This is a genomic window from Wenxinia marina DSM 24838, from assembly GCF_000379485.1.
GTDB lineage: Bacteria > Pseudomonadota > Alphaproteobacteria > Rhodobacterales > Rhodobacteraceae > Wenxinia > Wenxinia marina.
Map to the genome: position 1 here is coordinate 82,160 of NZ_KB902314.1, position 16,913 is coordinate 99,072.

General features: G+C 69.7%; 17 protein-coding genes. 10 read left to right on the forward strand and 7 right to left on the reverse strand.

The genetic code is table 11. The annotated features are described in order from the left end of the window. From mnmE to hemJ, 3 genes are all read right to left on the reverse strand, one after another. The gene (gene mnmE / locus A37W_RS0118565) at nt 1–1,248 is read right to left on the reverse strand and encodes a tRNA uridine-5-carboxymethylaminomethyl(34) synthesis GTPase MnmE (protein ID WP_018304555.1); all 1,248 of its coding nucleotides are present in this window, start codon (nt 1,246–1,248) and stop codon (nt 1–3) included. Between the two features lie 27 nt (nt 1,249–1,275). Beyond that, nucleotides 1,276–2,550 (reverse strand): transcription termination factor Rho, encoded by a 1,275-nt coding sequence (gene rho / locus A37W_RS0118570; RefSeq protein WP_018304556.1) that lies wholly within the window; start codon nt 2,548–2,550, stop codon nt 1,276–1,278. Between the two features lie 186 nt (nt 2,551–2,736). Next, nucleotides 2,737–3,183, reverse strand: a complete 447-nt coding sequence (gene hemJ, locus A37W_RS0118575) for a protoporphyrinogen oxidase HemJ (RefSeq protein ID WP_018304557.1) — start codon at nt 3,181–3,183, stop codon at nt 2,737–2,739. Nucleotides 3,184–3,585: 402 nt separating this feature from the next. Between hemJ and A37W_RS0118580 the strand changes: the two genes are divergently transcribed. From A37W_RS0118580 to dnaQ, 4 genes are read left to right on the forward strand one after another with little or no spacing between them, the layout of a single operon-like run. Then, nucleotides 3,586–4,182 (forward strand): Maf family protein, encoded by a 597-nt coding sequence (locus A37W_RS0118580; protein ID WP_018304558.1) that lies wholly within the window; start codon nt 3,586–3,588, stop codon nt 4,180–4,182. Continuing rightward, nucleotides 4,179–5,012, forward strand: a complete 834-nt coding sequence (locus A37W_RS0118585; RefSeq protein WP_018304559.1) for a shikimate dehydrogenase — start codon at nt 4,179–4,181, stop codon at nt 5,010–5,012. Before A37W_RS0118580 ends, A37W_RS0118585 begins: the two co-directional genes overlap by 4 nt. Next, the gene (coaE, locus tag A37W_RS0118590) at nt 5,009–5,605 is read left to right on the forward strand and encodes a dephospho-CoA kinase (RefSeq protein ID WP_018304560.1); all 597 of its coding nucleotides are present in this window, start codon (nt 5,009–5,011) and stop codon (nt 5,603–5,605) included. Before A37W_RS0118585 ends, coaE begins: the two co-directional genes overlap by 4 nt. Beyond that, on the forward strand, nt 5,598–6,290 hold the full coding sequence (dnaQ, locus tag A37W_RS0118595) for a DNA polymerase III subunit epsilon (protein ID WP_026198602.1): 693 nt from the start codon (nt 5,598–5,600) through the stop codon (nt 6,288–6,290). Before coaE ends, dnaQ begins: the two co-directional genes overlap by 8 nt. 4 nt (nt 6,291–6,294) lie before the next feature. On the opposite strand, the gene secB is transcribed toward dnaQ, so the two are convergent. Both secB and A37W_RS0118605 read right to left on the reverse strand, forming a co-directional pair. After that, nucleotides 6,295–6,837 carry a protein-export chaperone SecB gene (gene secB, locus A37W_RS0118600; protein ID WP_018304562.1) on the reverse strand — a complete coding sequence of 181 codons (543 nt, stop codon included), beginning with the start codon at nt 6,835–6,837 and terminating at the stop codon, nt 6,295–6,297. A gap of 90 nt (nt 6,838–6,927) precedes the next feature. Next, nucleotides 6,928–7,443, reverse strand: coding sequence for an FxsA family protein (locus A37W_RS0118605; protein ID WP_018304563.1), 516 nt, complete (start codon nt 7,441–7,443; stop codon nt 6,928–6,930). Between the two features lie 112 nt (nt 7,444–7,555). On the opposite strand from A37W_RS0118605, the gene A37W_RS0118610 reads away from it, so the two are divergent. From A37W_RS0118610 to A37W_RS0118620, 3 genes are read left to right on the forward strand one after another with little or no spacing between them, the layout of a single operon-like run. Further along, nucleotides 7,556–8,218, forward strand: coding sequence for a Tim44/TimA family putative adaptor protein (locus A37W_RS0118610; RefSeq protein ID WP_018304564.1), 663 nt, complete (start codon nt 7,556–7,558; stop codon nt 8,216–8,218). A 56-nt stretch (nt 8,219–8,274) separates the two neighbouring features. After that, the gene (gene mltA / locus A37W_RS0118615) at nt 8,275–9,255 is read left to right on the forward strand and encodes a murein transglycosylase A (RefSeq protein WP_047772178.1); all 981 of its coding nucleotides are present in this window, start codon (nt 8,275–8,277) and stop codon (nt 9,253–9,255) included. Next, entirely contained in the window at nt 9,255–9,848 is a 594-nt protein-coding gene (locus tag A37W_RS0118620; RefSeq protein WP_018304566.1) for a Smr/MutS family protein, read from the forward strand. Before mltA ends, A37W_RS0118620 begins: the two co-directional genes overlap by 1 nt. On the opposite strand, the gene A37W_RS0118625 is transcribed toward A37W_RS0118620, so the two are convergent. After that, nucleotides 9,831–11,057 (reverse strand): MFS transporter, encoded by a 1,227-nt coding sequence (locus A37W_RS0118625; protein WP_018304567.1) that lies wholly within the window; start codon nt 11,055–11,057, stop codon nt 9,831–9,833. The genes A37W_RS0118620 and A37W_RS0118625 overlap by 18 nt on opposite strands. Nucleotides 11,058–11,185: 128 nt before the next feature. Between A37W_RS0118625 and A37W_RS0118630 the strand changes: the two genes are divergently transcribed. Together A37W_RS0118630 and A37W_RS0118635 are read left to right on the forward strand one after the other, a co-directional pair. Further along, nucleotides 11,186–12,115 carry a diacylglycerol/lipid kinase family protein gene (locus A37W_RS0118630; RefSeq protein ID WP_051081073.1) on the forward strand — a complete coding sequence of 310 codons (930 nt, stop codon included), beginning with the start codon at nt 11,186–11,188 and terminating at the stop codon, nt 12,113–12,115. Continuing rightward, nucleotides 12,112–12,903, forward strand: a complete 792-nt coding sequence (locus A37W_RS0118635; protein WP_018304569.1) for a metallophosphoesterase family protein — start codon at nt 12,112–12,114, stop codon at nt 12,901–12,903. The genes A37W_RS0118630 and A37W_RS0118635 overlap by 4 nt, the downstream gene beginning before the upstream one ends. Here the strand turns inward: A37W_RS0118635 and hslU are convergent. Then, nucleotides 12,891–14,201, reverse strand: coding sequence for an ATP-dependent protease ATPase subunit HslU (gene hslU / locus A37W_RS0118640; RefSeq protein WP_018304570.1), 1,311 nt, complete (start codon nt 14,199–14,201; stop codon nt 12,891–12,893). The two genes, A37W_RS0118635 and hslU, sit on opposite strands and share 13 nt — an antisense overlap. A 134-nt stretch (nt 14,202–14,335) precedes the next feature. Between hslU and A37W_RS0118645 the strand changes: the two genes are divergently transcribed. Then, nucleotides 14,336–16,825, forward strand: coding sequence for an NAD-dependent epimerase/dehydratase family protein (locus tag A37W_RS0118645; RefSeq protein ID WP_018304571.1), 2,490 nt, complete (start codon nt 14,336–14,338; stop codon nt 16,823–16,825). The last annotated feature ends 88 nt before the right edge of the window (nt 16,826–16,913 follow it).

Consider the following 16,913-nt stretch of genomic DNA (forward strand, 5'->3'; position numbering starts at 1 on the left):
TCACTTTCCGATGCAGAAGCTTGCGAAGATCTCGCCGAGAACGTCCTCCACATCGACACGACCGACCAGCGAGTCAATGGCCCGGACTGCAAGACGGACTTCTTCGGCGACGATCTCCATCTCCGCTTGCCCCTTGACGGCGCAAAGATGATGCAGGGCGCGGTCCATCGCCGAACGGTGCCTCTCCCTCATCGCCACCCCAATGGCGGACAGCCGCCCCGCCAGGCGGTCGACGACAGCATCGACCAGTCGGTCGACGCCGGCACCCGTCCGTCCGCTGACGCCACCGCGCGAACCGTCGTCATCCTTGGCGAGAACCACGAGCTCACCGTCACCGGCCTCCTCCGGCCCTTCAACCAGCCGGACACGCAAGTCAGCCAACTTGCCGCGCTCGAGCGTCCGCTCGATCCCCAGCCGTTCGATCTCGTCCGTCGCCTCACGAAGGCCGGCCGTATCCAGAAGCGTCACGGGCAGCCCGCGCAGGTCCATCCGAACCTCGATCACGTCCCGCGTCGTCCCGGCGATCGTCGACGTGATCGCCGCCTCGCGCCCGGCCAGCCGGTTCAGCAAGGTGGACTTCCCGACGTTCGGAGCACCGATCAGCGCGACCTCGAACCCGGACCGAACCCTCTCCGCGACCGCCACGCCGGCCACTTCGCGCTCCAGCTCCTCGACCAGCCGGTCGACCGTCTGCTGAACTTCCGGCATCACGTTCACCGGCACGTCCTCGTCCGCGAAGTCGATCGTCGCCTCGATCAGCGCCAGCGCCCGGATGGCCATCCGGCGCCACGCCTCCACCTTCCCGCCCATCGCACCGGAGAACACCCGCAGGGCCTGCCGCCGCTGAGCCTCGGTCTCCGCGTCGATGAGGTCGGCGAGCCCCTCCACCTCGGCCAGGTCCAGCCGCCCGTTCTCCAGCGCGCGCCGCGTGAACTCCCCGGCCTCCGCCATCCGCAGGCCGGGACGCGACCCGAGGACCCGAAGCAGCGCGGCCACCACGGCCGGACTGCCATGCAGGTGAAACTCCACCACCGGCTCGCCGGTAAAGCTCCGCCCGGCCGCGAAGGTCAGGACAAGCGCCTCGTCCAGAACGTCGTCACCGTCGACCAGCCGCCGCAGGCCCCGCCCATGTTCCGGCAGATCGCCGGCCAGCGATTGCGCAACGCTCAGCGCCTCGGGCCCCGACAGCCGCACGATGGCGACGCCGGCGCGGCCCGGCGCAGTTGCCGAGGCAAAGATCGTATCCATGACAAGCCCTTGTTTTAGAACAAGGAATCAGGTGTTCATCGAGTCGAAGAAGTCCGAGTTCGTCTTGGTCTGCTTCAGCTTCGAGATCAGGAACTCGATCGCGTCCGTCGTCCCCATCGGGTTCAGGATGCGGCGCAGGACGTAGGTCTTGCTGAGATCGTTCTTGTCGACCAGCAGGTCCTCCTTCCGTGTCCCGGACTTGAGGATGTCCATCGCCGGGAAGACCCGCTTGTCCGCGACCTTGCGGTCCAGCACGATCTCCGAGTTGCCGGTGCCCTTGAACTCCTCGAAGATCACCTCGTCCATCCGGCTGCCGGTATCGATCAGCGCGGTCGCGATGATCGTCAGCGACCCGCCCTCCTCGATGTTCCGCGCCGCGCCGAAGAACCGCTTCGGCCGCTGCAGCGCGTTCGCGTCGACGCCCCCGGTCAGCACCTTGCCCGAGGACGGCACGGTCGTGTTGTAAGCGCGGCCGAGGCGGGTGATCGAGTCGAGCAGGATCACGACGTCCCGCTTGTGCTCCACCAGCCGCTTGGCCTTCTCGATGACCATCTCGGCCACCGCCACGTGGCGCGTCGCCGGTTCGTCGAAGGTCGACGACACGACCTCCCCCTTCACCGAGCGCTGCATGTCCGTGACCTCCTCGGGCCGCTCGTCGATGAGCAGCACGATGAGGTAGCACTCGGGATGGTTCAGCTCGACCGACTTGGCGATATTCTGCAGCAGCACCGTCTTGCCGGTCCGCGGCGGCGCCACGATCAGCGCCCGCTGGCCCTTCCCGATCGGCGAGACCAGGTCGATGATCCGGGCCGAGCGGTCCTTGATCGTCGGATCCTCCTCGATCTCCATCTTCAGCCGCTGGTCGGGATAGAGCGGCGTGAGGTTGTCGAACGCCACCTTGTGCCGCGCCCGCTCCGGCTCCTCGAAGTTGATCGACTCGACCGAGACGAGGGCGAAGTACCGCTCGTTGTCGTTCGGCTCCTTGATGACGCCCTGCACCGTGTCACCGGTGCGCAGCGAGTACTGCCTGATCATGTCCGGGCTGACGTAAATGTCGTCCGGACCGGGCAGGTAGTTCGCTTCCGGCGACCGCAGGAAGCCGAAGCCGTCCTGCAGCACCTCCAGCACGCCGTCGCCGCCGATCGTCCAGTCCTCGTCCGCCCGCTCGCGCAGGATCGCGAACATCATGTCGCCCTTGCGCATGGTCGAGGCGTTCTCGATCTCCAGCTCCTCAGCGAGGGCAAGGAGGTCCTTCGGGCTTTGCGCCTTCAGGTCGGCGAGGTTCAGACGGTCCAGGGTCATGGGTATCCTTCGGCCGGACGGCGCGGTCGATCCGCGCACCGGGCGGCGCTGGGGGGGTCGGTCAGGGTGCGCGTCGCGCGCTGTGATCAGGTGGAATCGCCCCGCCGGACGGCGGGCTTGGCGCGGAGATAAGGAGCGGCGCCCGTCGAGTCAACGGCGCCGCCCGCCCGCCGGGACGTTTCCGCGTCAGAAGGGACGCACGATGATCGCGACCACGATGACGACGAGGAGCAGCGTGGGGACTTCGTTCATCAGCCGATAGGTCCGCCCGCTTCGTGTGTTCCGTCCCTCGGCGAACTCCCTCCGCCGCCGCGCCAGCCAGACGTGCATCGCCGTCATCCCAATGACCCCGGCCGTCTTGGCCCAGGCCCAGACCGCGCCCCAGTCGAACGCCCCCGCCGCAACCATCACCAGTCCCGCGATCCAGGCGACGATCATCGCCGGCCGCATGATGAGGCGCAGCAGCTTGTCCTCCATCACCCGGAACGTCCCGTCCAGCTGGTCGCCCACCGTCGCCTGCTCGGCATGGTAGACGAACAGACGGGGCAGGTAGAACAGGCCGGCCATCCAGGCGATCACCGCAATCACGTGCAGTGCCTTGATCCACGGATAGAGGACGACGATCAGGTCCACGAGGCTCTCCTTCGCCCCCTTCCTTTCTCAATAAGATTGAAAAGAAAAGAAGTTGTATTTGTTAGTACTGTGGAGAAGTCCTCCTCGGCATATCGTCCCCCGACTTATCCCCAGACCGGCCGGAAGGCGCCGGACCGAAAATCCCCGCTTGCGTTCATGAAAATCGTTATGAAACAGATAATTGGAGAAATCTACAGTGTGAGCTGCCTCTGCCGGCGGCCGTTGACAACGCCGCCGACACCGACTTCTCCACCGCGTCGATTCCTCCATGCCCACACGGGATAACCCGGCCGGCGGGGCGCCGTTCTCCCGACCTGTCCGGGGGCTTCACCTTCCGGCCCCGCCGCTCCACACTCCGCCCCGTCGCCGTCCCGCTCCTTTCCAGAGAATTCTCCACAGCCCGTGCCCGACCTCGTCCTCGCCTCCGGCTCCCCCACCCGCGCCGACCTCCTGTCCCGCGCGGGCGTGACGTTCGACGTCGATGTACCTCGCCTCGACGAGGCGACGATCCGCGACAGTCTCGCCGCCGGCGGCGCAAGTCCGCGCGAAATCGCCAACGCGCTGGCCGAGGCCAAGGCGCTCCGCATCTCCGCCCGGCGGCCGGAGGCCTTCGTCCTGGGCTCCGATCAGGTGCTCGACCTCGACGGCCGGGCCGTCGGCAAGCCGGAGGACGAGGCCGAGGCTGTCGCCCGGATCCGCGAGATGCGGGGCCGGACCCACCGCCTGCAGACCGCCGCCGCCATCGCCCTCGGGGGCGAGGTGCAGTGGCGCCACGTCACCACCGTGCGGCTGACGATGGCGGACCGGTCGGACGACTGGATCGCGGCCTACGTCTCCCGCAACTGGCCGTCCATCGCCGGCTGCGCCGGCGGCTACCAGGTCGAGGCGGAGGGGATCCGTCTGTTCTCCCGGATCGAGGGGGATTACTTCGCCATCCTCGGCCTGCCCCTCCTCGAAGTGCTCACCTACCTCACGCTCCGCAACGTTCTCTCCTCATGACCCGTCCCACCGTTCCGCTCGCCGGCGTCCTCGGCACCCACGTCGCGCACTCGCTGTCGCCCCGGCTGCACAAGCACTGGCTGAAGCGCCACGGCCTGCGCGGCGACTACGTGCCGTTGCTGGTGGCCGAGGACGACCTGCGATCCGTCATCAGGACACTTCCGAGGATGGGGTTCGTCGGCGCCAACGTCACGATCCCGCACAAGCTGGCCGCTCTCGACATTGCCGACCATGTCAGCGACCGCGCCATCCTCATCGGTGCCGCGAACACGCTGATCTTTCGCGAGGACGGACTGATCCACGCCGACAACACCGACGGCGTCGGCTTTCTCTCCGCCCTCCGCCAGGGCGCGCCGGACTGGGACCCGGCGTCGGGGCCGGCGGTCGTCCTGGGCGCGGGCGGCGCGAGCCGCGCGATCCTGTCGGCCTTGCTCGAGGCCGGCGTCCCCGAGATCCTGCTGGCCAACCGCACCCGGCCCAAGGCCGAAGCCCTGCGCGGCGAGTTCGGCACGCGCATCCGCGTCGTCGACTGGATCCAGGCCGGCAACGTGATGGAAGAGGCGGCGACGGTGGTGAACACGACCTCCCTCGGCATGACGGCCCAACCCGAATTGCGCGTCCCGCTGGACGGGCTGGTCCCCGGGACCGTCGTCATGGATCTGGTCTACAACCCGCTCCGGACGCGCCTCCTGCGCGAGGCCGAGGCGGCGGGTTGCACCACCGTCGACGGCCTCGGCATGCTGCTGCATCAGGCTGTCCCCGGCTTCGAGCGGTGGTTCGGGATGCGTCCCGAGGTGGACGAGGCGGCCAGGGCGGCGGTCCTGCGGTGACGCGGATCCTGGGGCTCACCGGTTCGGTGGGGATGGGCAAGTCCACCACCGCCGCGATGTTCGCGGCCGAGGGCGTGCCGGTCTGGGACGCCGACGCCGCGGTGCATCGCCTCTACGCGCCCGGCGGCGCCGCGGTCGCGCCGGTCGAAGCGGCGTTTCCAGGCGTGACGGAGAATGGCGCCATTTCCCGCCCGCTTCTGAAGGAGCGCCTCGCCGCCCACCCGTCCGGCTTCGACCGGCTGAACGCCATCGTTCACCCCCTCGTCGCCGCCGACCGGGCCGCCTTCCTCGCCGCCACGAACGCACCCCTCGTCGTCCTCGACATCCCGCTCCTCTACGAAACGGGCGGCGACGTCCTCTGCGACCGGGTCGCCGTCGTCTCCGTCCCCGCCGACATCCAGCGGGCCAGAGTCCTGTCCCGCCCCGGCATGACCGCAGAGCAGCTGGACACCATCCTCGCCCGGCAGATGCCCGACGCCGAGAAGCGTGCCCGCGCCGACTGGGTGATCGAGACCTTGACCCTGGAGGGCGCCCTGATTCAGGTAAGGCGGATCATCGACGAGATGATTGGCGAAGGGGCAGGCGATGCGTGAGATCGTTCTCGACACCGAGACGACGGGCTTCGAGCCCGAGACCGGCGACCGCATCGTCGAGATCGGCGCGGTCGAGCTGCTGAACCACGTTCCCACCGGCCGGACGTACCATCAGTACATCAACCCCCAGCGCGCCATGCCGCAGGAAGCGTTCGACGTGCACGGCCTCGGCGACGAGTTCCTCGCCGACAAGCCGCTCTTCGCGCAGATCGCGCAGGCCTTCCTCGATTTCGTGGGGGATGCGAAGCTCGTCATCCACAATGCCGAGTTCGACATGAAATTCCTGAATGCCGAGCTGCGCTGGGCGAAGAAGCCGACGCTGGCGGCCGACCGCGCGCTCGACACGCTGGCGATCGCGCGGCGGCGATTTCCGGGCGCGCCCGCGTCGCTGGATGCGCTGTGCCGCCGCTTCGGGATCGACAACTCGTCGCGCACCCTTCACGGCGCGCTCCTCGACAGCGAGATCCTTGCCGACGTCTATCTGGAACTGATCGGCGGGCGGCAGCCCGACCTCGTCCTCGCCGGTCCGGCCCGCGCGCGAGGGTCGGACGACGTCGCGGCCGACTGGCGCCCCGGCCCGCGGCCGCGGCCGCTTCAGCCGCGCGTCACGCCAGAAGAGGCCGCCGCCCACGCCGCCTTCGTCGGGCGGCTGGGCGAGGGCGCTCTCTGGGGGTCGTTCGGCTGAGGTCTCAGGCGTCGGTCGCCGCGCCGTTCGCCGGGGCGCCTTCGCCGCCCTGACCGGCCGCGACCCGACGCTGGATCTCCTGCTTGTAGATCTCGAGGAAATCGATCTGGTCGAGGTTCAGCGGCGGGAAGCCGCCGTCGCGCGTCACGTCGCTGAGGATCCGGCGCACGAACGGGAAGGTCAGGCGCGGGCACTCGATCAGCAGGTAGGGGTGCAGCTGCTCCTGCGCGACGCCCTCCACCTGGAAGATGCCGGCATATTCCAGCTCGCACACGAACAGCGTCTCGTCGCCGCCCTGGTTCTTGGACGTCGCCTTGATCTTGGTGATGACCTCGTACTGGTTCTCGTTGCCGCGGCGGCGGGCGTCGAGGTTCACCTGGACGGCGATCTGCGGCTTCACCTCGCCGGTGATCGCCTTGGTGGCGAGGCCGTTCTCGAACGACAGGTCGCGGATGTACTGGGTCAGCACCTTCGTCGTCGGCCGGGACTGCGTGGCTTCGGCGCCGGCCGGGGCGCCGGCGCCGGTGGGATCGGGATTGTCGGTCATGGTAAAATCTCCCTCTGAACAGGCTTCGGGAGGCTACCTAGCAGCCGGACCCCGGCGCCTCAATCGAAAGCCGGCCGGCGATCGGCCGGGTCAGTGGCGCGTCCAGCCGGACGGCGGACGGTGGGTGGGGCGCTGCGGCGGCTCCGCCGTCAGGTCCTCGAACTCGCCGTCGATCACGCGGTCGCCGGGACCACCGGGCCGATGCGTCGGCCGCTCGCGCCCCGGCCCGCCGGGAGCGCCGCCCATCGAGAAGGACTGCACCGTCACGCGCTTGCGCGCCGCGCGGATCGCCGCGTCGCGCACCGGCGGGATCAGCAGCGCGAAACCGACCGCGTCGGTGAAGAAGCCGGGCGTCAGTAACAGCGCGCCCGAGAAGAGGATCATCGCGCCGTGCGCCAGCGGTTCGGTCGGGTCGGTCAATTCGTTCATGCTGGCCCGCAGGCGGCGCATCGCCTCGGCCCCCTGGCTGCGGACGAGGGCGGTGCCGGCGATCGCCGTCAGCACCACGATCAGCAGCGTCGGCCACAGGCCGATCCAGCCGCCCACGGTGATGAACAGCGCGATCTCGATGAGCGGAACCGCGACGAACGCGAGAAAGAGGTACATGGCGCGCCCTTTGGAACTACCTTTCGGGACGGGCGGGCCGGTAGACTTGGCCCGCCGCCCGACCTACATAGGGTCGGACCCGCGGCCATGCCATTCCCGCAACGAGGATCCGATGAACTCTCCCATTCTCCAACTGCTCGTGCTCGCCGGGATCGCCGTGTTCCTGATCCTGCGCCTGCGCAGCGTGCTGGGAACGCGCGACGGGTTCGAGAAGCCGCCGGCCAAGCTCCCGCCCGAACGGCGCGGCGCCCCGCGCCCCGAGCTCGAGGTGATCGAGGGCGGACCGGATCACGATATCGTCGACCACGTGCCCGCCGGCAGCGACTCCGCCAAGGCGCTGGGCCGGATGAAGCAGACCGACCCCTCCTTCAACGTGGGCGAATTCCTGCAGGGGGCCCGAGGCGCCTACGAGATGATCCTGATGGCGTTCGAGAAGGGCGACCTCGCCTCGGTCCGCCCCTACATCTCGGACGACATCTACGCCGCCTTCGCCTCCGTCGTCGAAGAACGCGAGCGCAAGGGCCTGAAGGTCGAGGCGACGTTCGTCGGCCTCGCCGAGATCGGGATCAAGGACGCCGACTTCGACGAGGCGACCAAGGAAGCCGAGATCACCGTCCGCTTCGTGGGCGAATTGACGCAGGCCGTGCGCGACAACGCCGGCGACGTGGTCGAGGGCGACCCCAACGCGATCAAGCGGCAGCGCGACGTCTGGACCTTCGCCCGCGCGATGGGCAGCGCCGATCCCAACTGGATCCTCGTCGCGACGGGAGAGTGAGGGGCGCCGTGCTGCGGCACGTCCTCCTCGCCCTGTCGCTGACGAGCCTGCCCGCGATGGCCGACACGCGCGTCACCCTGCTGGAGTTCGACGACCTGTCGGGCTGGGCCGACGACGACCATGGCTTCGCGCTGGACGTCTTTGCCGGCACCTGCGGCGACATGGACGAAGCGGACTGGCGCGCCCTCTGCGCGCTGGCGAAGGGTCCGGCTGCGGCGGACCCCCGCGCCTTCTTCGAACATGCGTTCCGGCCCGTCCTGATCGAGGACGGCGACCCGATGCTGTTCACCGGCTATTTCGAGCCGGAGATCCGCGGCGACCGCTTCCCCAGCGATTACTACTCCGTCCCTGTCTACGGCATGCCAGACCCGCCCGCGACCGGCTGGCCGACCCGGCGCGAGATCGACGAGGGCGCGCTGGAGGGGCAGGGGCTGGAGCTGGCCTGGGTGCACGACCCGCTGGACCTGTTCTTCCTGCAGATCCAGGGATCTGGTCGCATCCGCCTGCCGGGCGGGCAGGTGCTGCGCCTCGGCTATGCCGGGGCGAACGGCTACGACTATTCCTCGATCGGTGCGGCGCTGGTCGCGCGGGGCGAGTTCGAGCCGCACGAAGTGTCGGCCGACGTGATCCGCTCGTGGGTGCGCCGCAACCCCGAACAGCGCGACGCGCTGCTGTGGCAGAACATGTCCTACGTCTTCTTCCGCGACATCGGCGAGGTCCCGGCCGAGCTCGGGCCGCTGGGCGCGATGAACCGCTCGATCACCACCCTGCGGTCCATCGCCGTCGATCCGGCGCACTACCCCCTCGGCGCGCCGGTCTGGATCGAGAAGGCGGGCGCCACGCCGATGCAGCGGCTGATGGTCGCGCAGGACACCGGCAGCGCGATCAAGGGCGCCCAGCGCGCCGACATCTTCTTCGGCACCGGGCGCGAGGCGGGCCGGCAGGCCGGGCGCATCCGCGACGGCGGGCGGATGGTCGTCCTGCTGCCGATCCAGCGCGCCTATGCCCTGCTGCCGGAACGGCTGGCGAGCGGCTGATGCGCAGGCCCAGGCACCTGTCGCCGGAGGAGCGCGCGCTCTGGGACCGGGTGGCGCAGACCGCCGCGCCGATGCATCCGCGGCGCGCGCCGCCAGCGGCCGAGCCGGAGGCGCCGAAGGCGCCAGAACCACCCGCCGCGCCCCCCGCCGCGCCGCTGCCGAGGTTCCGCGTCGGCGCGAAGGTCGACCACCGCGGCAGCGACGACCTGCTCCCCGGTCTCGCCGAGGGGATGGCCGCCCGGCCCGTGCGGATGGACGCCCGCGCCCACAAGCAGATGACCCGCGGCAAGCTGCGCCCCGAGGCGCGGATCGACCTGCACGGCATGACCCTGGCCGAGGCGCACACGGCCCTGAACGCCTTCGTCCTGACTTCGCAGATGACCGGCCGTCGGCTGGTCCTCGTCATCACCGGCAAGGGCCGGGTGCGGGACGACGCGGCGCCGATGCCCGCCCGGGCCGGTGCCCTGCGCCACCAGGTGCCGCACTGGCTGTCGCTGCCGCCGCTGGCCGGCGCGGTCCTGCAGGTGACGCCGGCGCACCGGCGCCACGGCGGGGACGGGGCCTACTACGTCTACCTAGGCCGCCGCCGGTAGCGCCGCCTTCGCCCGCCGGACCACCGGCGCGATCATGGCGGAGCATCCGAGGAACAGGGCCGCGTAGAACAGGTACTGCGCCGGAAGGTCGATCCCCGCGTCGATCAGCACCCCCGCGATCCCCGGCCCGAGGGCGGATCCCAGCACCATGATCGCCGCCACCAGCGCCTTGATCGACCCGATGTGCCGCGTGCCGAAGAACTCCGCCCAGCAGGCCGCCGGCAGCGTCGCCTGTCCGCCGCCCGCCACGCCCATCAGCATGATGCCGAGGATCTCGAACGGGATGGTGGGAGAGATCGCGTGGATCAGGAACGCCCCCGCCAGCGGCAGCAGGTACAACGGCAACAGGGGCGCTGTCCCCCAGCGGTCGATCGCCCAGCCGTAGGCGACGGTGGAGCCGAGGAAGCACGCGGTCCCGATCGGGAAGGTCGCGACGAAGTTGAGGTGCACCCAGCCCTTCAGCTCGGCGAAGTGCATCTGGTGGAACCAGAACGCCGTGCTGAAGGCCGGAAAGGCGGTCAGCGCCGGGATGAGGGCGAGGAACAGCGGGCTGCGCAGCACCTCCATCCGCGTCCAGTGCCGGCCGCCCATGCCGACCGAAGCCGAAGTCTCGGCATCGCCCTGCGGCGTCCGCTCTCGCCGCAGCAGCGCCCAGAGGAGCGGGATCGCGGCGAGGCAGACGACCGCGCCGAGGACCAGGATCATGCGCCAGTCCATCACCCGCTTCAGCGCCACCACGCCCAGAGGCATGATCGCCTCGGCCAGCGCGAAGCCGCCCGTCGCGACCGCGAGCGCCTTGCCGCGCGTCGCGACGAACCAGCGCGCCATCGCGACGAAGGACAGGTGGCTCGACATGCCCTGCCCGAAGAAGCGCAGGCCGAGGATCAGCGCCGGCAGCAGCAGGGCGGAGCCGTTGACGCTCATCGCCAGCAGAGTCAGCGCGAGGCCGGTCAGCACCACCGTTCCCATGACGCGCACCCGGTACACGTCGGCGAGGCCGCCCAGCCACAGGACCAGCGCCGCCGAGGTCATGGTGCCGACCGTGTAGGTCAGGCCCCAGCCGCCGTGGCTGAGGCCGAACGCGGCGCGGATCTCCTCGGAGAAGACCGAGATGAAGAAGGTCTGCCCGAACGAGGACAGAAAGGACAGCAGCGCCCCCGCCGCAAGCCAGGGGGCGTTTTCCTTCAGGAATCGGAGGTAAGACGACATCGGGGGCCCCGCGGGGCCAATCGCGGCCCGATGCCGGATCTCGCGCCCCGGACCCGAAAGGTCAAAGCGAAATCGCGGTGAACCGGAACGGGCCGGCCCGCGTTGCGGCGGAAAGGGGACCCCTCTCGATGAAGGACGTAGATGAGATGGCAGCGGCCAGGGACGGGTCCGTGGAGGCGAACCGCATCGTCGTGATCCGCAACCGCATGTCCGGCCTCGGCGAGGCGGCCCGCGAGAGCCTGGAGGCGGCGATCCGCACCCTCGGCGACCGGGCCGAAGTCGTCGAGGTCGATCCCGGAGACGATATCGGCGCGAAGGCCCGCGAGGCGGCGAAGTCGGGTGCGGCCATCGTCGCGGCCGCCGGCGGCGACGGCACGATCATGGGCGTCGCGCAGGGCCTTGCCGGCAGTTCCGCCGCGCTGGGCGTGCTGCCGCTGGGCACGTTCAACTTCTTCGCCCGGGGCCTCGGCCTGCCCGAGGACGCGGAAGAGGCCGCCCGCGTCCTGTCGCAGGGTCGGAGGATGCCGATGTCCCTCGCCGCCGTTGACGGACAGCTCTTCCTCAACAACGTCTCGATGGGAATCTATCCCGCGATCCTGCAGGAGCGGGAAGCGGTCTACAAATCCTGGGGCCGCAGCCGCCTCGCCGCCTACTGGTCGGTGGTCAAGACGTTCCTCAAGGCGCAGGCGCCGCTGAAGGTGACGCTGGACGTCGACGGCCGCCAGCGCCGCTACGTGACGCCGCTGATCTTCGTCGCCCGTTCCGCCTTCCAGCTGGAGCACTTCAACCTCCCCGGCAAGTCAGAGGTCGAGCGGGATCGCCTCGCCATCTTCGTCGGCTCGCGCACCGGGCGGGCCGGGCTGTTCCTGCAGGCCTGGCACCTGCTGCGGGGCACGATGAAGGAGGGCCGCGACTTCGACTTGCTGCCCGCGGATCGGGTGCGCGTGGACACCCGCCGCCGCACGGTCCTCGTCGCCTGCGACGGCGAGAAGTTCCGCCTGCCCTCGCCGGTGACGGTGGAGATGAAGAAGAACGTGATCGACGTCGTCGTCCCGTGACGCGGCTGATCCATCTCTCCGACCTGCATTTCGGGCGGGTCCGGGCGGACCTCACGCGGCCGCTGCTGGCGACGATCGAACGGCTGAAGGCCGACCTCGTCATCGTGTCCGGCGACTTCACGCAACGCGCCCGCAATAGCCAGTTCCGCGCCGCCCGCGCCTTTCTCGACCGGATCGCGGCGCCGACGCTGTCGGTGCCCGGCAACCACGACACCCCGCTCGACAATCTGTGGGTCCGCTTCACCCGCCCCTGGTCGCGCTACAAGCGGCATATCGACCCCGATCTCGAGCCGTGCTGGGAGGACGACGGCGTCCGCGTCGTCGGCATCAACACCGTGAACCCGTTCTACTGGCAGCGCGGGATGTTTGCCGGCCACGCCCGCCGCCGCGTGTCGCGCGAACTGGGCGCCGTCCGCGACTCCCACGTCGGCGTCGCGGTGATGCACCACCCGCTGGAGCACTCGCCCGACGTGGACAAGCAGCTGATGAAGGGGTCGCGCAAGGCGCTCGCGGCGCTGTCCGACGCCGGCGCGGACATCGCCCTCTCGGGGCACCTCCACAACGCGTCCGCCGCGCCGTTCGAGGCGGCGCCGGGCCTGCTGTTCGTGCAGGCGGGCACCGGCCTGTCGACGCGGGTCCGGGGCGAGGACAACAGCTTCAACGTGCTCGACGTCACGCCCACCGGCGCCGTCATCGAGCGGTACGCCGCCGGCGAGACCCCTGAATTCTCCGTCGTCGACCGGTCCGAGTGGTCCCGCGACGACGGGCTGTGGCGTCAGAGGACGTAGCGCGAGAGGTCGGCCGAGCGAGCGAGATCGCCCAGATGCTTCTCGACGAAGGCGCCGTCGATCGTCACCTCCTGCCCCGACATGTCGGGTGCGTCGAAGGAGATGTCCTCGAACACTCGCTCGATCACCGTGTAGAGGCGCCGGGCGCCGATGTTCTCGACGCTCTGGTTCACCTCCGCCGCGATCCGGGCGAGGGCGGCGATGCCGTCCTCGGTAAACTCAACCTTCACCTCCTCGGTGCCGAGAAGTGCGGCATATTGACGGGTGAGAGCGTTGTCCGTCTCGGTCAGGATGCGGATGAAATCCCCCTCGGTCAGCGCCCGCAGCTCCACCCGGATCGGCAAGCGGCCCTGCAGCTCGGGCAGCAGGTCCGACGGCTTGGCGACGTGGAAGGCACCCGATGCGATGAAGAGGATGTGGTCGGTCTTCACCGGCCCGTGCTTGGTCGAGACGGTCGTGCCCTCGATCAGAGGCAGCAGGTCCCGCTGCACGCCCTCGCGGCTGACGTCGCCGCCGCGATTGCTCTCGGCGTTGCGGCAGACCTTGTCGATCTCGTCGATGAAGACGATGCCGTTCTGCTGCACGCTCTCCAGCGCGGCCTTCGTCACCGTCTCGTCGTCCAGCAGCTTGTCCGCCTCGTCGGCGAGCAGCAGGTCGTAGCTGTCGGCGACGGTGACGCGCTTCTTCGTCTTCCGTCCGCCCATCGCCTTGCCGAAGATGTCGCCGAGGCTCATGCCGCCCGGCATCATCCCCGGCTGGCCCGGCATCTCCAGCGCGCCGAACGGATTCGAGGTGTCCGTCACCTCGATCTCGATCATCGTGCCGTCCAGCTCGCCCGAGCGGAGCTTCTTGCGGAACATCTCGCGCGTGCCCTCGCGGGCGTCCTTGCCGGCGATGGCCGACACGACGCGATCCTCCGCCGCCTCGCGGGCGCGGGTCTTCACGTCCTCGCGCATGAACTCGCGGGTCTGGGCGATGGAGATGTCGACGAGGTCGCGGACGATCTGCTCCACGTCCCGACCGACATAGCCGACCTCGGTGAACTTCGTCGCCTCGACCTTGAGGAACGGCGCGCGGGCCAGCTTGGCCAGGCGGCGGCTGATCTCGGTCTTGCCGACGCCGGTGGGGCCGATCATCAGGATGTTCTTGGGGTAGACCTCCTCGCGCAGGTCCGGGCCCAGCTGACGCCGGCGCCAGCGGTTGCGCAGCGCGACCGCCACGGCGCGCTTGGCGTCCTTCTGCCCGATGATGAACCGGTCGAGCTCGGAGACGATCTCGCGGGGGGTCAGGTCGGTCATTCGCGTGTCCTTTCGGCGTCCGCGCCGACATATGGGGCAGGGGAGCGGTTGCCAAGGCGGCGGTCCCCTAACGTCAGGCGTACCGGGAACCGGCCCCGGAGGCAGCCGTTCCAGTCCCGAACGGAAGGACCCCGATGCCGCAAGACCACACGCCCCCCGCCGCCGAGAAGCCCCTCATCCTCATCACCGGCGCGGACGGCAACATCGGCCGCCGCCTCTGCACCGCTCTGGCGGACGATTACCGCGTCGTCGGCCTGGATCGCACGGTGGAGGAGGACGCGCCGTGCGACAGCTACGAGGCGGACCTGACCGACCCCGCCTCGCTCGAGCTGGCGCTGAACAAGGTGGCGGAGACCTACGGCCGCGAGGTCGCGTCGGTCATCCACCTCGCCGCGTTCTTCGACTTCTCGGGCGAGGACAAGGCGGCCTACCAGGCGGTGAACGTCGAGGGGACCCGCAAGCTGCTGGAGGCGCTGGACGATTTCGACGTCGAGCAGGTCGTCTACTCCGGCACCATGCTGGTGCACGAGGCCGCACGCCCCGGCGAGACGATCGACGAGGACGCGCCGATAGACCCGTCCTGGCCCTATCCGCAGTCCAAGGCCCGGACCGAGGAGGCGATCCGCGAGACGGCGGGCGACGCCAAGGCCACGTTCCTGCACATCGCCGGGCTCTACGACGACGAGACCGCGGTGCCGACCCTGTCGCACCAGATCGCCCGCATCTACGAGCGCGGCCTGAAGAGCCGGTTCTATTCCGGCGACCTCTCCGCCGGTCAGAGCTTCGTGCACATCGACGACCTCGTCGCCGCCTTCCGCAAGGCCGTGGACCGCCGCGAGGAGCTGCCCGACCGGGCAACGATCCTGATCGGCGAAGAGCACGCCATCGGCTACGACGCCCTGCAGCGCCGGCTCGCCGACCTGATCCACGACGAGCCGGCCTGGCGCACGATCACCGTGCCCAAGGCTCTCGCCAAGGCCGCCGCCTGGGCCGAGACGAAGAGCGAGCCGGTCGTTCCCGATGCCTTCGACCAAGGCGAGAAGCCGTTCATCCGGCCCTTCATGATCGACCTCTCCAGCGACCACTACGCGCTCGACATCTCGCGCGCGCGGGAACTGCTGGACTGGCAGCCGGATCATCGGATCGAGGACGGGCTGACGAACATCGTGGCGGCGCTGAAGCGCGATCCGATCGGCTGGTACAAGGCGAACGGGATCACTCCGCCGCCCTGGATGACCTCGGCGGCCGAGCGGGGCGAGCGGCCGGACGAGATCCGGCAGAGGCATCTGGAGCGGTACCGCGCCGGCCACCGCGGCGCCCTGTGGGCGCACTGGGCGAATGCCGGCTTCGGCATCTGGATGATGACCTCGCCGCCGCTCCTCGGCTACGACGAGGTGTGGCTGGGCGTGACAGACGTCCTCGCCGGCCTGGTCCTGTTCCTCGCCGCGATGGCGTCGCTGTCCTGGCGCCTCGCTCCGGCCCGGTGGGTCTGCGCCGCCGTCGGCGTCTGGCTGATGTTCGCGCCGCTGATCTTCTGGAGCGATACCGGCTCCGCCTACCTCAACGGCACGCTCGTCGGCCTGATCGTCACCGCCCTCGCCGTCGCCGTCGGCCCGCCGCCCGGCATCTCGCCCACCGCCGCGGTCACCGGCCCGACGACGCCGAAAGGCTGGGACTATTCCCCGTCCGAGTGGTTCCAGCGCCTGCCCGTCATCATCCTCGCCGTCGTCGGGCTTCTGGTCTCGCGCTACCTCGGCGCCTACCAGCTCGAGACGATCCCCGGCGTGTGGGAGCCGTTCTTCGGCAGCGACCGCCCGCCGCTGAACGGCACCGAGGCGATCATCACCTCGTCGGTGAGCGAGGCCTGGCCCGTCCCCGACGCGGGGGTCGGCGCGCTGACCTACGCGCTCGAGATCGTGGTGGGCGTCGTCGGCAGCGCCGCGCGCTGGCGGACGATGCCGTGGCTGGTGGTGCTGTTCGGGATCATGATCGTGCCGCTGGGCGCGGTATCGATCTTCTTCATCGTGATCCAGCCGATCCTTCTTGGCACCTACTGCACCCTCTGCCTGATCGCGGCGGCGGCGATGCTGTTCCAGATCCCCTATTCCATCGACGAGATCGTCGCGACCTACCAGTTCCTCAAGCGTCGCCACCGCGCCGGCCAGCCCTGGCTGCGGGTCTTCTTCACCGGCGACACCGACGAGGGGCCGGACGAGCCGCGCGATGTGGACGACTTCGAACAGTCGCCGAGGGCGATCGTGAAGGAGATGGTCCTGGGCGGGATGACCTATCCGTGGACCCTCGCGGCGTCGGCGGCGCTGGGTGTCGTTCTGATGCTGTCGCCGCTGGTCCTGACGTGGGAGAGCGGACTGTCGGCCGTAAACCACGTCGTCGGCGCGCTGGTTCTGACCTTCTCGGTCACCGCGCTGGCCGTCGTCGCGCGGGCGGCGCGGTTCATGAACGCGCTGCTGGGGGTGGTCCTGCTGTTCGCGCCGTTCATGGTGGAAAGCAGCTGGCTGGCCACCTTCGCGTCCTTCGCCTTCGCCCTTGCGCTGATCGCGCTGTCGATCCCGAAGGGCAACGTCGAAGGCAACTACGACGACTGGCGGCGGTTCATCGTGTGAGGTCGGCGCGGGATCGCGCGAGGCCCCGGCTCAAGGCCGGGGCGGGCATTCCGGTCCCATCGAAGAAACTCCCGTCCCGGGCCTGACC

Excerpts from the sequence above, each read along its gene's own strand:
- mnmE (WP_018304555.1), bottom strand. The coding sequence starts at position 1,248 with ATGGATACGATCTTTGCCTCGGCAACTGCGCCGGGCCGCGCCGGCGTC.
- rho (WP_018304556.1), bottom strand. The coding sequence starts at position 2,550 with ATGACCCTGGACCGTCTGAACCTCGCCGACCTGAAGGCGCAAAGCCCG.
- A37W_RS0118585 (WP_018304559.1), top strand. The coding sequence starts at position 4,179 with ATGACCCGTCCCACCGTTCCGCTCGCCGGCGTCCTCGGCACCCACGTC.
- dnaQ (WP_026198602.1), top strand. The coding sequence starts at position 5,598 with ATGCGTGAGATCGTTCTCGACACCGAGACGACGGGCTTCGAGCCCGAG.
- secB (WP_018304562.1), bottom strand. The coding sequence starts at position 6,837 with ATGACCGACAATCCCGATCCCACCGGCGCCGGCGCCCCGGCCGGCGCC.
- A37W_RS0118605 (WP_018304563.1), bottom strand. The coding sequence starts at position 7,443 with ATGTACCTCTTTCTCGCGTTCGTCGCGGTTCCGCTCATCGAGATCGCG.
- A37W_RS0118610 (WP_018304564.1), top strand. The coding sequence starts at position 7,556 with ATGAACTCTCCCATTCTCCAACTGCTCGTGCTCGCCGGGATCGCCGTG.
- mltA (WP_047772178.1), top strand. The coding sequence starts at position 8,275 with ATGGCCGACACGCGCGTCACCCTGCTGGAGTTCGACGACCTGTCGGGC.
- A37W_RS0118620 (WP_018304566.1), top strand. The coding sequence starts at position 9,255 with ATGCGCAGGCCCAGGCACCTGTCGCCGGAGGAGCGCGCGCTCTGGGAC.
- A37W_RS0118625 (WP_018304567.1), bottom strand. The coding sequence starts at position 11,057 with ATGTCGTCTTACCTCCGATTCCTGAAGGAAAACGCCCCCTGGCTTGCG.
- A37W_RS0118630 (WP_051081073.1), top strand. The coding sequence starts at position 11,186 with ATGAAGGACGTAGATGAGATGGCAGCGGCCAGGGACGGGTCCGTGGAG.
- hslU (WP_018304570.1), bottom strand. The coding sequence starts at position 14,201 with ATGACCGACCTGACCCCCCGCGAGATCGTCTCCGAGCTCGACCGGTTC.
- A37W_RS0118645 (WP_018304571.1), top strand. The coding sequence starts at position 14,336 with ATGCCGCAAGACCACACGCCCCCCGCCGCCGAGAAGCCCCTCATCCTC.